Raw genomic sequence first — 16,103 nt, 5'->3', positions numbered from 1 at the left:
CACAGCAGGCTATTTCGTTTGTCCTCGGAAGCGGCATATATAACACCCCCGACAATGTTATAATGAAATTAACATTTTTTTGAAGGGACATGTTAAAAAGTGATTACATTAAAATCTGCAAGAGAAATCGAAGGAATGAGAAAGTCCGGAGAACTTCTTGCTAACACACATATTGGTTTGCGTGACATTATCAAACCAGGAATTTCATCAATGGAAATTGAAAATTTTGCCAACGACTATATCGTTTCACACGGTGGTCGTCCATCAGAAAAAGGTTTTGAAGGATACAAATACGCTACTTGTGTTTGTGTTAATGACGAAGTTGCCCATGGTATTCCTCGTAAGAACTTGATCTTGAAGAGTGGGGACGTTTTAAAAGTTGATATGACTGTCAACTTGGATGGTTATGAAAGTGATTCTTGTTGGACTTATGCAGTTGGGGAACTTTCAGCTGAAGACCAAAAGTTAATGGATGTAACTAAGAAAGCTCTTTACTTAGGAATTGACCAAGCTGTTGTTGGTAACCGTTTAGGTGATATTGGTTATGCCATTCAACACTACGTTGAAGATGAAAACCACATGGGTGACGTTCGTGATTTGATTGGTCACGGTATTCAGCCAACAATGCACGAAGCTCCTAATGTGCCTCATTATGGTGAACCAGGCCAAGGTTTAAGATTACGTGAAGGTATGACGATTACAATTGAACCTATGGTTAACCTAGGTACATGGGAAATTAAGGATAAATTTGTCAAAGCTGATGGTTGGGAATATTTTGTTTCTGCTGATGGAACTGATTCTGCTCAATATGAACATACAATTGCTATCACTAAAGATGGTCCCAAAATTCTAACATCACAAGATCCAGAATATGATGCTAAATACTTACTTTAATTAATGGTGTGAATAATGGAAGAAAATAAACAGCAGGTGCCATTATTTAAACGACCGATATCTAAACGTGAGAAATTTATCGGCTTTGCCAAATATGTAACGCAAGCGGTGAGTGATTCAAATGTACCCATGGCTTCCAAAGCAATCACATATTATATCCTGTTGTCACTGTTTCCAGCCGTTATTGTGATTGGAAACTTGATTCCACTATTACACTTAGATAAACCGACTGTCATCAGCTATATTGAATTTATTTTGCCTGATGATCTGCATCATTATTTGTTGCCAACGATTATCAAGGTTTTATCTAGTTCAAATAGAGGTATCTTGTCAGTCGGTATTCTTGTGTCCCTTTGGGCAATCTCCCGTGGTTTAAATATTGCACAGATGACAATGAATGAAGCATACGGTTTGGATGTGAATAGTCTGTTCGTCGAAAAAACATTTCTCAATTACATCATTCGACGTGGCTTAGCATTCGTGACAACCTTAATGTTAATAATGATTGGTGTAGCAGCAATTATAACGTTTACATTTGGACAACTTTTTTTAAACTGGTTGATTCCCTTGCTACGAGTGAATTCGCGCTGGATAGATGAATTCACGAGATGGAAATGGCCCTTTGCAATTGTTATAATGTTTTTGATCATGTTTGCTTTATTTTATTTTTTACCTAATATCCATCTGAAGTTTTACTACATCTTAACCGGTACCGTGATTACTAGTGTCGGGGTCCTTGGTTTGTCACAATTGTTTTCATATTATTTGAAATATTTTGGGGCGGCTTGGGATAACTACGGTGCTATCGGCGCGATTATCGTGTTTTTGCTCTGGGTGAATATGTCAGTGACAATCTTTTTATTTGGAAATGCCATAAATGTCGCTTTTGCGGAGTCAATAGGTGGTCCATATTTAAGGATAAGTACTGGTAGATTAACTAGTTATTTGCAGTCGCATGAAAAGGAGAATAATTAATGAAAGTTAGAAAAGCAATTATCCCAGCCGCAGGTTTGGGAACAAGATTTTTGCCAGCTACAAAGGCTTTAGCTAAGGAAATGTTACCAATCGTTGATAAGCCAACTATTCAATTTATCGTTGAGGAAGCTAAGGCTTCTGGTATTGAAGATATCTTGATTATTACTGGTAAAAACAAACGTTCCATCGAGGATCACTTTGATTCTGTACCAGAATTGGAACAAAACTTAGCATCAAAGAATAAAACTGATTTATTAAAAGTCGTTCAAGACACAACTAATTTGGGTGTTAACTTGTATTACAGTCGTCAAGCACATCCAAATGGTTTAGGTGACGCTGTTGCCCAAGCTAGATCATTCATCGCTGACGAACCATTTATCGTTATGCTTGGTGATGATTTGATGGAAGACAAGGTTCCTTTGACAAAGCAATTGATTAATGATTATGAAAAAACACATGCTTCAACAATTGCTGTCATGAAGGTTCCTGAAAAAGACGTTTCTAAGTACGGTGTAATCGATCCAGAAGGCGAAAATGCTCCTGGTTTGTACAATGTTAAACGTTTCGTTGAAAAGCCAAAAGTTGAAGATGCTCCAAGTAACTTGGCTATTATCGGTCGTTATTTGTTAACACCAGAAATTTTTGACCTACTAGCAACTCAAAAACCAGGTGCTGGTAACGAAATTCAATTGACAGATGCTATTGATCGTATGAACAAGACACAACGCGTCTTTGCTCACGAATTTAAAGGTCAAAGATATGATGTTGGTAACAAGTTTGGTTACGTTAAGACAAACATCGAATATGGATTGACTCACCCAGAAGTTAAGGATGAATTGAAACCATATATTCTTGAACTTGCTAAGAAGATTCAAGCTGAAGATAAAACTAAGAAATCATCTAAGTAATTAGATGCCGCCTCCGGGTGCAAAAAAGTCTCCCCGCTATAGGACCGGTTCGAGCCAAGGTCTCGAACCTCGTTTTTGAACTTCGCAAAGTACGCGAATTTCAAAAGACGTCCGTGGAGTAAGAACAGGAAAATCACCTGTCCTAACTCCACCTTTACAGCGGGGAGACTTTTTTTGCGCCCTCCGGCTAGCTTGTTGTTTCATTTTTTTAATCCAACTAAGTTTATTGGTATTTACGAGAATTTAAAATCAAATTCATTGAACATTAATTTGATATGTTCGAGTATTATCAGGTATTTTACAAATGGTTATCGTAATTCAAGAAAATATCGAAAATATTGAATATTAAGAATAATCTAAAAAAGATATATTAGCTGGAGGTCGTGGGTATTTGATTGGGTCAGCAGTGATAGTGGTGTTAGTGCTTTAGCTCTTACATCACAGGACGTAGGAAATCGAGGCGCGAGACCTTGGCTCGCACCGGTCCCACAGCAGACCCAATCAAATACCCACGACCGGAAGCGGCTACCCCAAAAGCAAACAATCGTCAGCCACTCGAAAGCCAAATAATTGATGCTGACTATCTTTATTATTGTAAAAAACCGGCATTTCATAATAGGCTTTTTTATTGAGTAAAATTAAAAACTCCCAGTTTTTGAGTCCATGCATCTTGGAAGAGGTCTTGAGAATTATTTCATAATCAACAACTTCCAAGTCCACAACGGGCAAACGCTGGTTGTCGGTTTCAACGAAGATACGGTTATTTTTTTTAAAATCATTCAGCAATAAGATTAAATCAATAGTACGCATAAGAAATTTCCATCACTTTTATTTGTTTTTATTGGTTAATTAAATTATTATTAAGGCTTAAGGATATTCTACCAAGTTTGAAGGGAAAAAATTATGGATCCAATTGTAATTATAGATGCAAAGAGAACAGCGATTGGCAAATTTCGTGGTCAATTCGCTGATTTAACAGCAGTAGAGTTGGGAACACAGCTTGTTTCCAAACTACTTAGCAAAAATAAGGTCGATCCAAAAATTGTTGACCAGTTTATTTTTGGAAATGTTTATCAAACTGGTATGGGACAAAATACAGCTCGTCAAATTGAGCTAAATGTTGGTGGCCGTGTTGATGCCACAGCCATGACAGTTAACCAAGTTTGTGGTTCTGGGATGAAATCTATTTATGAAGCTATCTCAGCCATAACTATGGGCAATGCGGAAATCGTTGTTGCTGGTGGTGTTGAAAGTATGTCAAACGCACCATTTTATGCTCCAAGAACCGGTAAGATGGAAGTTAGTCCTAAGTTGTCAGATACTTTGTTCAACGATGGTTTGAACGATGCTTTCAATCATTTACCAATGGGTATCACGGCCGAAAATGTGGCTAAGAAATACCATGTCACACGTGAACAACAAGACAAATTTGCTTTTGATTCACATCAAAAAGCACATAACGCCGCTGCTAAGTTGGCTCAAGAAATTATGCCAATCGAGGTTAACGGTGAAGAAGTTACAACTGACCAATCAATTCGTCCAGCCACAACGTTGGAACAAATGGGTCAGTTACGGACTGTTTTTGACAAGAAGGGAACAGTTACTGCTGGTAATTCATCACCAATCAATGATGGTGCCGCAGCCGTTATTTTGATGCGTGAAAGTCGTGCTAAAGAATTAGGCCTCAAGTATGTTGCCGAAATTACTGGCTATACTGAAATTGGAATTGACCCTAATTATATGGGCTATGCACCATATTATGCTATTAAGAAGTATTTTGACCGTTATCAAACAGATGTTGAAAGCTTTGATTTGTTTGAAGTTAATGAAGCTTTCGCTGCTCAAGCAGTTGCTGTTAGTCGGGATTTGGAGTTGCCGGAGGACCGAGTAAATATTTACGGTGGTGCGATTGCTTTGGGTCATCCATTAGGTGCCACAGGTGCTAGAATGATTGCAACGTTGATTAATTCACTACAACAGGAAGGTAAGACAACTGGCCTTGCATCACTTTGTATCGGTGGTGGTATGGGTATGGCAATGGGTGTCAAACTACTATGAAAATCTACGAAATGACAGATGAACAACGAATTAAACTATTGCTTGATGGCGGTTATATTGATCAGAAACAAGCTGAGTTATTACGTAGTCGTCAGACAATTTCGACAGATTTAGCTGATAGTCTCAGTGAGAATCAAATTGGCAGTTTCAGTTTGCCTTATGGTTTTGCGACCGATTTTCTCGTTGATGGCCAAGATTATTTAGTGCCAATGGTTATTGAGGAACCATCTGTTGTCGCTGCAGCTTCGAATGCCGCTAAAAGGATTAAAAATAGTGGTGGCTTTAAAACTTATCCAACTTCACGAATCGTCTATGGTCAAATTGTTTTAGAAAATGTGACCGTTGAAGAAATTGCTAAGTTGGAACAAAATGATTCGGAAATTTTTGCTTTTGCGCAACAAGCACATCCAAGTCTAATTAAGCGTGGTGGTGGAATTGTTTCGTTGAAATTCAATCACTACGATCAATTTGAAGAAATTGAACTGGGTATTGATACTGTAGATGCAATGGGCGCTAATATGGTCAACACCATTTTGGAAAAGACTTCACAAAAGTTAGCTACGATGATTTCTGGGGATGTCTTGTGCAGTATTTTGTCGAACAGTGGTCAAGGTCAGATTATTACGGTTGAAGCAAATGTTGAATACAATCAATTAGCAACTAAAACGATGTCTGGTGAAGAGGTTGCTCAACGGATAGTCAAACTAGCAGACTTTGCTAAAAAGTCGGTTAAACGAGCTATTACGCATAATAAAGGCATTATGAATGGTATCGATGCTGTTTTAATTGCGACTGGTAATGATTTTCGAGCTCAAGAGGCAGCTGCTCACAGTTTTGCCTTCGAATCTGGTCAATATCAACCATTCACTGAATGGCATTTAGCTGACGGTAAATTAGTTGGAACTTTGAAAATGCCAATCGAATTGGGTAGCGTTGGTGGAGCAATTAAAGCAATGCCAATGGCCCAATTGAGTTTAGCAATGATGAAGATTCAAAATAGTCAGCAGTTACAATCAGTCGTTGGAGCAGTCGGTTTAGCTAATAATTTATCGGCTTTACGAGCACTGGTTACGACTGGTATTCAAGCAGGACACATGGGCTTGCAAAGTAAGTCATTAGCAATTGCTGCCGGTGCTATCGGTCCTGAAATTGAACAAGTTGCCAAAAAATTAAATCAAACAAAAAATTACACGTTACAAAATGCAGAGAATATTCTGATGGAGTTGAGAGGAAAATAATGGATATAGGTATTGATAAAATAGGTTTTTACGTTCCTAAAGATTATATTGATATTGTTGAATTAGCAAAAGCACGTGGAGTTGATCCTGACAAGTTTACAATTGGAATTGGTCAAGATAAGCAAGCAGTACCACAACCTTATCAAGACGCTGTGACAATGGCTGCTAGTGCTGCTGACAGCATTTTAACTGCTGAAGACAAGCAAAATATCGGTTTGTTAATTGTTGGTACTGAAAGTAGTGTGGATGAATCAAAATCAACAGCTGCTTTTTTAATGGACTTATTAGATTTGCCAGAAGATATTCGTGCTTATGAAATTAAACAAGCTTGTTATGGAGCTACTGCCGGACTACAAGCTGCTTATGATTTTGTCAGCCTCAACCCAGGTAAACAAGCTGTTGTTATTGCCAGTGATATTGCCCGTTATGGAATCAAGACTCCAGGCGAAGTCACACAAGGTGCTGGTTCAGTTGCAATGTTGATTAGCGAAGACCCACGTGTAATTAAACTTGATCACAAATCAGTTTACATGACACGTAACGTTGGTGATTTCTGGCGTCCAACTTTTTCTAAGACAGCATTTGCTCGTGGAAAATTCTCAAACCAAGTATATGTGGATTTCTTCAGTACTCTTTGGGATAAATATCAAACTAAATATTCAGTTACAGCTGATGATTTTACGACAATGTTGTTCCATATTCCTTATACAAAAATGGGTACGAAGGCATTACGAACATTGGAAGGTAAAGTTTCTGATGCTAAATTTGCTGAATTAACAGCTAACTATCAAGAAAGTATTAAATTTAGTCGAGAAGTAGGAAACCTTTATACTGGATCACTTTATTTAGGACTCTTGTCTTACTTAGTTAATGCTGCTAAAGCTAATGAAAAAGTTCTTTTCTTCAGCTACGGCTCTGGAGCAGTTGGTGAAATTTTCAGTGGTGAAGTTCAATCCGATTTTGAAAAAGTTATTGATAAAAAGGCTCTTCAAGCAGTTATTGATGACCGTCAAAAGATGAGTATTTCTGATTACGAAAAGATGTATGAAATTGAATATAAAGATGGCACAATCGTTGATCCATCAGCCGTTGATGCCAAGTTTTATTTAAGTGAAATTAAAGAAAATGAACGACTTTATAAAAAGAATAATTAGGTATTGTAATCGCTTACAGTGAATGTTATATTATAGACGTGGTAAGGATGGAATGTCAGGAACTGTAGCCCTAAAAGAGTTTGATTTAGAAAGTTTTATCGTTTCTAGGAGATGGTAGGATTAGTAGAGAGCAAAGGAAAATTAAGGTTCATACAGTTCAACGGCATTTTAGGAACTAGCGATAAAAGTTAATATAAGATCGACCTAATTAATGTTAGTCGCACGAAGCTCATTACGTAATTCGCTAGGATCCTTTAGTTGAACAAATAATACATATTCATATAGTAAGATATGTTACAAGTAGTAAGATTCATTTAACGTTGATGAAACTGCAGTAAATTTCATCTTACCACTTATATCTAACTAGGGACTCCCCACATGAGGGAGCCCTTTTTTAGTGTCTTTATTTGGTGCCGCCGCAGGGAACGAGGGATAGAGTCCTGCTGTGGGACCGCCTGGAGCCAAGGTCTCCAGGCTCGATTTTGAGCCTCACAAAGTACCGCGAGTCTCAAAATACGTCCGTGGAGTAAGAGCTAAAGCTCTAACACCACTATCACTGCTGGACTCTATCCCTCATTCCCTGTGGCTAGTGTATTTTTTAGATAGATAATCTGACTTTGATATAAGAGTTTAATTATTTTGGGATAACATATTTAAAATAATAAAAAATAATTTCTTGTGACTTCTAATGATAGTAATTAATAAAAATAAATAAACTTTGAAATGATTTGGTAATAGATAAGATGATACTTTTGTTTGATTGGGCTAATAAATAGATGCTGGAATGCTTGGTAGATAAGTACTTTAAAAAAATTATTAAGCGTAATACAAAAATATTGTAAACGTTTTCGAATGATGCTATATTATAGATGTGGTAAAGATGAAGTGTCAGGAACTGTAGCCCTAAAGATAGTTTGATTAAGAAAGTTTTGTCGTTGTAGAGAATGATAGAATCAGTAAGAAACAAAGCATTTTAGAGTCTGTACAGTTCAACGACATTTTTGGAACTAGTGCCAAAAGTTAACATAAGATCGACCTAAAAAGTAGTCGCGCAAACTCAATACATGTTGCGCTAGGATCCATTAGTTGAACACGTAATACATATTTAGTAAGATATGCTTTTCAGTAGTAAGATTCATTTAAAGTTTAGATTCATTTAACGTTGATGAAACTGCAGTAAATTTCATCTTACCACTCATATCGAACTAGGAGTCCTCAGAGAATGAGGGCTCTTTTTTTGTTTGTTTTTATATATGCCGCCGCAGGGTACGAGGGATGGAGTCCTGCTGTGGGACCGACCTGAGCCAAGGTCTCAGGTCTCGATTTTGAGCTTTGCATAAACCGCAAATCTCAAAATACGTCCGTGGAGTAAGAGCTAAAGCTCTCACACCACTATCACTGCTGGACTCCGTCCCTCGTACCCTGTGGCTAGTGTGTTTTAATCTTTCAGTTTTTCTGTACTTAGATTTATCATATATTAAATAAATTGAGAATTGTATTTTTCATTATTAATAAACAAGCTATATGGAGATTGATTTATTTTAGAAATACACTAGCCGGAGTGAGAGGAAAAAGCATATCTGCAGTGAAAGTGGAGTTAGGACTTTAGTCCTTACTCCACGGACGTGTTTTGAAATTCGAGTGATTTTCTCGAAGTTCAAAACCGAGTCTTGAGACCTTGGCTCAAGACGGTCCCACCGCAGATATGCTTTTTTCCTCTCCCGGAGGCGGCAAACACAGTTATATTTCAAGAACAAAACAAAAAAGGAGTTTGAATCCATGACAGATTCAAACTCCTTACTTTTACTATTTAACTTGACTATCCAATAACTTGAACAGTAACGTTTTGACGGCCAAATTGTAATGCCTCTGAGTTAGGCATAGCAATGTCTAATTGGTTAGGGTTACTGTAAGCAAACAATCCAGTATCATTAACAACACGGTCATAAACTTTACCATTACCGTCTGTGATTCTTAAATGTGTTCCCTTAGGGAATTTTGATAGGTTAGCGGCAACACCACTGTAACCCATGTTTGATCCTAAGACAGCAGGGTCATAAGCAGTTGCGTTCATTGTTAGTGTTTGTTTAACGTTGTCATTTGAAAGGTAATCACCTTTGATCCAACGACTCATACCAACATCATACCAAGTAGTACCGTTAGCATCAGTTTGACTTTGGTAAACGTGAACCATGTTACCACCTGTAACTGAGTAACCATTGAAACTACCATTAGGAGCGTCATAAAGGTTAACGCCACCGTTAGCTTTAACGTACATATCTTTATCAACAGCAACTGAAGGAGCATTGCCTGTAACGTCTGTAGAAGCTACCCAAGCGTTATTAGCAACTTGGAAGTAAGTAACGCCATTAACGTTAGCAATCTTGTTTGTACGCCATGCAGACTTGTTTTGAAGTCTAACACCATTAAAGTTCATATTTCCTTGGCTATCTGGAGTTGTGTAAAGAGTAGCTCCGTTAGCATTTGAGACATAAATAACACTACTAGTATCTGACATTGAAACTGTTGCAGCATCGACAGTTTGTGCTTGGACGCTTACACCAACGAGTGCAAGTGATGTGACTGTTAAAAATGATGCTACGAAATTTTTGATCTTCATTATAAAAGGATTCCCCCGAATTTATAAAACACGATTTGTTTTAGTAATTTTCTCAACGGAAGTAATCATATAACGTATAGACCATGAAATGTTGAATATAACTTAACTGTAAATTAGTTATAACTTAACTGTAAAGTCAACGTAATCGAACTGAAATACAATTTTGTCAAAAAAGACAAATTATTTTTCAATATATTTCTTAATTGCTGATAACATGTCATCAATATTGTTGACCATAATACCATTCATTTTGATCAAACCAATTGTGTAATTATTGATATATGCAAAAGGATTTTCACCGATACCCTTTACAGCCTCAAGCTTTGCAGGGTTTTCGAAACCATGTTGACGAAGGTCAGTGTAAACACCAATAACAGGAATATCTTTTCCGAAGGCCACACCAATTTCTGAAGCCACACCATCGTCCATTGTGTCACCATCAAGAATTGCAACGACTAAATCAGAAGAAAGGAGTTCTTTGTTGTCCTCTTGAGCAATTTTAATTGAGTCAGCGTAGTTCATTTTGTCGTTAATATCACCATTTTCTTGGGGAAGATAGACCTCAATATTACCGTCCATCTTTCTGATTTTATCAACTACAACCTCATTGAACATTCTGTCGGCTAATGCAAATAAACCGTTGGCAAAATAAATTTTCATGTAAAAATCCCTCTTTCTATTATTTATTCTGTAATATCTTATCATGGTTATTATGGTAAATCACTTATTATTACGCTTGAAAATACCGGAAACTATAAAATAATCACAATCTGTATTTATATAGGAAGAAATATGATTTGATTAATTTAACTTGCTGTGTTAGTCAACTATTCTCGATTATTCTGATTAGAATCCGTTTTATGAATTTTGTGATAAGGTAATGTAATAAAGTTTGAATTTAAAGACCTAGCCGTAAGGAGAGAAAAAACATATCCGCAGTGAAAGTGGAGTTAGGACTTTAGTCCTTACTCCACGGACGTGTTTTAAGACTTGCGTTATTTGCAAGGCTCAAGTCGGTCCCACAGCGGATATGTTTTTTTCTCTCCTGGAGGCGGCAAATTAAACGAGGTAGACGATATTATATATCCATCAAAAAAATCGAATAAGAAATATAACATTAATTATCTAAAAAAATATTCCAATTTTTGATAAAAAATTTTATGTATAAAGATATATATTTACTAATCAGAGCAGTTACAATGTTTTTGTAAGATTCAAGTGGTAATGAGTTCTAATGAACGATAGAAGTTTTTGTGGGGACGGGATTTTTAGTTCTAACGAATTATCGTTCAATAGGGCGTTGAGGACATTGTCATAGAATCCTACTACCTCATTGATTTTGTTGCGGTACTGTAACCGGGATCCCCCTTCGACAGGTGCGTACCACGCAACAATAATTTTCCCAACAATATAACGAAAAAAAAGAAAGCTAATCTTCCCCGATTAGCTTTCTTTTTTTTTTTTGCGTGTAGAAAGTATGCCAAATGGTACGAATTAAAAATTTTATAATTTGATAAAAAAAATTACCTAATTTAGTACACATATTACCATGATATGTTGCATAATGTGTGTATACAGATATGTTTGAACAAATGTCACTTTGTTGAAATTTTCAGGAGGGAGCGATATTCAATGTTTACAAAAAGGATAATTAAGGTATTTTTATTTGGTTTATTTATTATTATGGCTTCTTTGAGTATTTTACGGATGACATCTCAAAATATTCAAGCTGGGACTGTTACGGATAAAGAAGTTTTAGCTGTTAGTCCACCAGGAATAACCTTAGATGGTTATTTTACACCTGGTACGTTTACTGGAAATTCAGCGACTGTTATTAACCCTAATGGGGCTGATATTGTTAGATTAACTGATAACTCTAATCAAACAGGTGCTATTTGGAGCAATAATGATAAAAATTATTTGGATATCACGAAAAAACAAACAATATCAATGTGGATGTATTTTGGGACGATTATGTATCCCTCTGGAGTTCCAGATGGAATGGCTTTTGTACTCCAAAATGATGGTCGAGGTGCGAGTGCTATTTCAATGAATGGGACAAAAGTTAACCATGGACAATCGTTAGGTGTTTGGGGATTGGATACAGATAATAGTGTTACTAACGGTAGTAAATCAAATGCTATTCAAAAACAGGCAATACAAAATAGTTTTGCACTTGAATTTGATACTTCTCTTAATAGAAATGGTGCGTATGCTTGGCAACCGAACGATCCTGATAGCAAGTTAAATGGACAAGGGAAATCTTTTGATACTATGCCTTATTCGGGTACTAATAATTATTTGAGTGGTCCACATATTGCTTGGAATTACCCTGCTGACGCTAATACATATAAACAGCTGAGTACTAATTTTAATAATTTATTTATTAATAATTCAATTATGGGCATGTATCATCATTTGGGAAGTGACCTTGCAACCAATGGTAATAACGTCGATTTTTCATATGGTAAGGGAAACAGTAATACTTATCAAGATGGTTGGCAACATACGACAATCGAATATATCCCTAATCCGGATGGCAAAACAGCTCAATTAAATTATCAATATAAAGATAAAAATTATAATGGGACACCTCGGAGTCCAGACGTTAAGGGAACTGCAAATATTGACTTGAGCGTATTTCAACTGAATGGATCAAATAAATTGAGATATGGATTTACAGCGTCAACGGGGGATACCGCAGACATTACCGATGCAGTTATTTTCGAATCCATGCCTTCATTAGTTAACGCTGAAACTAATGCATATACTGTTGATAAAACAAACAATACTAGAATTAGTAATAGCCAATCGAATACAGATGTTAACCAAAATAATGAATTGATTGACGATGAAGCTAATAATTTAACTACCGCTAAAACGGTTCATCCAAAAGACAACTTAACTTTGAATTATATGTTGCATTATTTAAGTGGTGAGGATCCAACGAATGGTGTCAATGCCACTGTAAATATTCCGGATAATGTAACTATTACTCCAGATTCAGATGGAAATATTGGTGAAATTTATTATCAAAAAACTGATTCCACAGGAAATAAAACTGTGGAATCAGATGCAATTAGTTCAAACAACTTAACAGGTAATAAATTTACATATAATGATATTAAGAATCTTGGCGATACCGCAGCTGATAATTTGACAACCGTTAGAATTGAATTGAACGCAACAGCGAATACTTTGCCAACAGGAACAACTTCTTTGAACGTTCCAACAGGTTTAGCAACTTTTGAAGGAACCAATTTTAAGGGAGATTTTCAGTCAGATTCATTTGATATCGTTAAGCCAACCAATACGTTACATATTACGACTGACATGGCAGATCCGACTGAAGTTAAATTAGGTGATAAATTTAATTTAACTGGTGATATAAGTTTCGGAACACCTGAAACAGTTAATAAAAATGATATGTACATCAACTATACAATTGATAATAATCCAACTGTCCGTAGCCAAGATACATCAGCCGGCAGTGGTTTTACAATTTATGACCTAGAAACCGGTAAGGATGCAGGTCAATTGGATGTTGGAGATCATACGATTAAAGTCCAAGTTATTGATAACAATTATCCAATGGCTAATAATACAGTCGATACATTGGTATCTAATACACTTGAGTACCATATTAAAGTCACTGACCAATCGGTAGTCGTTACTCCTGATAAAAATGAGATTACGGTCAATGACAATGAGCCATTAAAACTAACTGGAACTTATGATCACTCTGATAATACTTCAACAGTCAGTGAAGGTGGAACTTCTGTTATTGCCTATACAATCACCACGGCTGACGGCAAAAAACAAAATGAAGTATCTGAAAGCCAAACAAATAATGGTAAATATGATTTTACTGTAAAGCCTTATGCCTATGATAAAGATCCAGCTGTTTCATTGGACGACTACACTGGACAAACAGGATTGAAAGTTGGTCAAAATATTGTTTCAATCAGTGTTGTCGATCAGGACGGGCATAAATCTGAAGCCAAAGAAGTTATTGTTAATGTACCTGATATCAAGCCAACGTTAACTACTGATCAAAATGAATTTAATATAATTCAAGGCGATGCGATTGATATGACAGGGAACGTTGGATATAGTGATGGCTATCAAGTTACGCCAAGCAAGTTAACCTGGTACATTAATGCAAATGGCAATAAGATGATTAATAGTTATAGTGGTGACGAACCCGTGGCAACACCAATGACTCAGGACTTTACAATTGATTCAACAGCTAATGGCATTACTGATGACACCAACAATCCATATCCAGTGTCGATTTATTTCACAGACCCATATGGACGGACATCAGAAACACTTGATTATAACGTCAATGTCATGGAAAAAACTGCAACAATTGAAAGCACTGATTATAAATTTAAAAATATTAATGCTAGTGGCAGCCCACGAGTAGTTGGTCGTGACGGAACTTGGAACTTACAAGTTAAAAGCGTTATGAGTAAGTGGACATTGACAGCTAAAGCTGGTCGAATGGTTACAGGCGCTGGTACTAGTGATCCAGTTACCTTAGATGGTAATTTGATTTATGTCTCACCAGATAATGAAGTAAGCGATATGAGTACTCAAACGTTTATTCAAAATAATAGTGATGATAGTAAAGTTAAGACAACCGATATTGGTGGCAGTTGGGCACCTGACGAAGGAATCTTACTTGATGTTAACTCAAGTACTTTAGCAGGTACTTATTCTGGAAAAGTTGAGTGGGATTTGACCAACAGTATTTAGGAATGCTGTCTTCATAGCACAAAAGATTAATATGGAACAAAAAAAGATATCCCCATATTTACAGATCTGTAAATATAGCGGATATCTTTTTTACTTTAAATTATAATAGAAAGTTTTTTATTATTTTCTGAATCCTATTCAACCACTTGAATCCAGCCTTCAGGAGCCTCAACTGTTCCAAATTGAATACCTGTTAGTGTGTCATATAACTTCTTTGTGACTGGTCCAACTTCTGTTTCACTATAGAAGACATGAAGGTTGCCGTCGTGTTCCAAGCCACCGATTGGTGAAATTACAGCAGCGGTACCACAGGCACCAGCTTCTTTGAAACGGTCTAGTTGGTCAATGTAGACGTCGCCTTCCTCGGCACCAAGACCTAAACGATTCTTAGCCAACCAAAGTAGTGAGTACTTAGTAATACTTGGTAGAATTGAAGGTGATTTTGGTGTTACGAAGACATTGTCTTTAGTAATTCCAAAGAAGTTAGCTGATCCAACTTCCTCAATTTTCTTATGTTCAATTGGGTCAAGGTAAACACAGTCAGCGTAGCCATTATCGTGAGCTTGAGCACCAGGATAAAGACTGGCAGCGTAGTTACCACCGACTTTACTTTGACCAGTACCTTTATGAGCAGCACGGTCATATTGTGAAGTAGTAAAGTTAACCGGAGTTAAGCCACCCTTGAAATAGTTACCAACGGGCATGGCGAAAACTGTGAAAATGTATTCTGGTGCGGCGTGGACACCAATTTGTTCGCCAGTACCAATGATCAATGGACGAAGATAAAGTGTGCCACCGGTACCATATGGAGGCACGAAATCGGCGTTAGCTTTAACAACTGATTTAACGGCTTCAACGAACTTATCTTCAGGGAAGACAGGCATCAAGAGTCGTTCACATGAGTCTTTCATACGTTTAGCGTTACGGTCAGGACGGAATAATTGAATGTGGTTGTCCGGTGTACGGTAAGCTTTCATACCTTCAAAAGCTGCTTGTCCGTAGTGCAAGACAGGGGAAGCCTCACTAATATGTAGTGTACTGTCTTCAGTCAATCCAGCATCTTGCCACTCGCCGTCTTTCCAGTAGGCCGTAAAACGGTAAGGTAAATCCATGTAATTGAAACCTAGGTTGCTCCAATCAATTTTTGTTGCATCTGCTTTTGCCATATCTGATATCTCCTTCATTAATTTGCATCTAATAAATTAAAGAAAAATTAAATTTATTAGATTTATCATAATTAATTGGTTATAAAGTGTCAACAATAAATTTGTTTTTTGTTTTGGGGGCCGCCTGGGGATGGGCACAAGAATGTCTGCTGTGGGACCGTCTCGAGCCAAGGTCTCGAGACTCGATTTTGAGCTTCGCAAGGTACCGCGAATCTCAAAATACGTCCGTGGAGTAAGAGCTAAAGCTCTAACACCACTGTCACTGCTGACTTTCTTGTGCCCATCCCCAGGCTAGTGTAGTTGTGTATAGTATGTGTAATATTTGAATC

Annotated in this window: 11 protein-coding genes; 7 read left to right on the top strand and 4 right to left on the bottom strand. The window is 37.0% G+C overall.

Features of this window, described 5'->3' with window-relative positions:
* Window positions 1-99: 99 nt before the first annotated feature.
* From map to galU, 3 genes are read left to right on the top strand one after another with little or no spacing between them, the layout of a single operon-like run.
* A complete protein-coding gene (gene map, locus FD31_RS06110) occupies window positions 100-894 on the top strand; it encodes a type I methionyl aminopeptidase (RefSeq protein WP_041500392.1) in 795 nt (264 codons plus the stop codon).
* A 15-nt stretch (window positions 895-909) separates the two neighbouring features.
* Window positions 910-1,869 carry a YihY/virulence factor BrkB family protein gene (locus FD31_RS06105; RefSeq protein ID WP_235805334.1) on the top strand — a complete coding sequence of 320 codons (960 nt, stop codon included), beginning with the start codon at window positions 910-912 and terminating at the stop codon, window positions 1,867-1,869.
* The gene (gene galU, locus FD31_RS06100) at window positions 1,869-2,777 is read left to right on the top strand and encodes a UTP--glucose-1-phosphate uridylyltransferase GalU (protein WP_057891886.1); all 909 of its coding nucleotides are present in this window, start codon (window positions 1,869-1,871) and stop codon (window positions 2,775-2,777) included. The genes FD31_RS06105 and galU overlap by 1 nt, the downstream gene beginning before the upstream one ends.
* 525 nt (window positions 2,778-3,302) lie before the next feature.
* Here the strand turns inward: galU and FD31_RS06095 are convergent.
* Complete coding sequence (locus FD31_RS06095; RefSeq protein WP_057891885.1) at window positions 3,303-3,587, bottom strand: hypothetical protein; 285 nt, start codon at window positions 3,585-3,587, stop codon at window positions 3,303-3,305.
* 93 nt (window positions 3,588-3,680) lie between these two features.
* On the opposite strand from FD31_RS06095, the gene FD31_RS06090 reads away from it, so the two are divergent.
* The 3 genes from FD31_RS06090 to FD31_RS06080 are packed head-to-tail and all read left to right on the top strand — an operon-like array spanning window position 3,681 to window position 7,227.
* Window positions 3,681-4,835 (top strand): thiolase family protein, encoded by a 1,155-nt coding sequence (locus tag FD31_RS06090; protein WP_057891884.1) that lies wholly within the window; start codon window positions 3,681-3,683, stop codon window positions 4,833-4,835.
* Entirely contained in the window at window positions 4,832-6,073 is a 1,242-nt protein-coding gene (locus FD31_RS06085; protein ID WP_057891883.1) for a hydroxymethylglutaryl-CoA reductase, degradative, read from the top strand. Before FD31_RS06090 ends, FD31_RS06085 begins: the two co-directional genes overlap by 4 nt.
* A complete protein-coding gene (locus FD31_RS06080; RefSeq protein WP_057891882.1) occupies window positions 6,073-7,227 on the top strand; it encodes a hydroxymethylglutaryl-CoA synthase in 1,155 nt (384 codons plus the stop codon). Before FD31_RS06085 ends, FD31_RS06080 begins: the two co-directional genes overlap by 1 nt.
* 1,819 nt (window positions 7,228-9,046) lie before the next feature.
* Here the strand turns inward: FD31_RS06080 and FD31_RS06075 are convergent.
* Both FD31_RS06075 and FD31_RS06070 read right to left on the bottom strand, forming a co-directional pair.
* Window positions 9,047-9,847: an RlpA-like double-psi beta-barrel domain-containing protein gene (locus tag FD31_RS06075; protein ID WP_057891881.1), complete on the bottom strand. Its 801-nt coding sequence runs from the start codon at window positions 9,845-9,847 to the stop codon at window positions 9,047-9,049.
* Window positions 9,848-10,027: 180 nt separating this feature from the next.
* A complete protein-coding gene (locus FD31_RS06070; protein WP_057891880.1) occupies window positions 10,028-10,507 on the bottom strand; it encodes a nucleoside 2-deoxyribosyltransferase in 480 nt (159 codons plus the stop codon).
* Window positions 10,508-11,479: 972 nt separating this feature from the next.
* Here FD31_RS06070 and FD31_RS06065 point away from each other — a divergent pair.
* Window positions 11,480-14,608 carry an L-type lectin family protein gene (locus FD31_RS06065; RefSeq protein ID WP_057891879.1) on the top strand — a complete coding sequence of 1,043 codons (3,129 nt, stop codon included), beginning with the start codon at window positions 11,480-11,482 and terminating at the stop codon, window positions 14,606-14,608.
* Window positions 14,609-14,742: 134 nt separating this feature from the next.
* Here FD31_RS06065 and FD31_RS06060 read toward each other — a convergent pair whose 3' ends face one another.
* Window positions 14,743-15,774 (bottom strand): branched-chain amino acid aminotransferase, encoded by a 1,032-nt coding sequence (locus FD31_RS06060; RefSeq protein WP_057891878.1) that lies wholly within the window; start codon window positions 15,772-15,774, stop codon window positions 14,743-14,745.
* Window positions 15,775-16,103: the final 329 nt, after the last annotated feature.

The sequence above is a fragment of the Companilactobacillus nantensis DSM 16982 genome (genome assembly GCF_001435815.1).
In the GTDB taxonomy this organism is placed as follows: domain Bacteria; phylum Bacillota; class Bacilli; order Lactobacillales; family Lactobacillaceae; genus Companilactobacillus; species Companilactobacillus nantensis.
This window is presented reverse-complemented; position numbering and strand designations above follow the sequence as displayed.

Coding starts and splice junctions, on each gene's coding strand:
- FD31_RS06080 (WP_057891882.1), top strand. CDS start 6,073: ATGGATATAGGTATTGATAAAATAGGTTTTTACGTTCCTAAAGATTAT.
- FD31_RS06060 (WP_057891878.1), bottom strand. CDS start 15,774: ATGGCAAAAGCAGATGCAACAAAAATTGATTGGAGCAACCTAGGTTTC.
- FD31_RS06070 (WP_057891880.1), bottom strand. CDS start 10,507: ATGAAAATTTATTTTGCCAACGGTTTATTTGCATTAGCCGACAGAATG.
- FD31_RS06090 (WP_057891884.1), top strand. CDS start 3,681: ATGGATCCAATTGTAATTATAGATGCAAAGAGAACAGCGATTGGCAAA.
- FD31_RS06095 (WP_057891885.1), bottom strand. CDS start 3,587: ATGCGTACTATTGATTTAATCTTATTGCTGAATGATTTTAAAAAAAAT.
- FD31_RS06075 (WP_057891881.1), bottom strand. CDS start 9,847: ATGAAGATCAAAAATTTCGTAGCATCATTTTTAACAGTCACATCACTT.
- FD31_RS06105 (WP_235805334.1), top strand. CDS start 910: ATGGAAGAAAATAAACAGCAGGTGCCATTATTTAAACGACCGATATCT.
- galU (WP_057891886.1), top strand. CDS start 1,869: ATGAAAGTTAGAAAAGCAATTATCCCAGCCGCAGGTTTGGGAACAAGA.
- FD31_RS06065 (WP_057891879.1), top strand. CDS start 11,480: ATGTTTACAAAAAGGATAATTAAGGTATTTTTATTTGGTTTATTTATT.
- FD31_RS06085 (WP_057891883.1), top strand. CDS start 4,832: ATGAAAATCTACGAAATGACAGATGAACAACGAATTAAACTATTGCTT.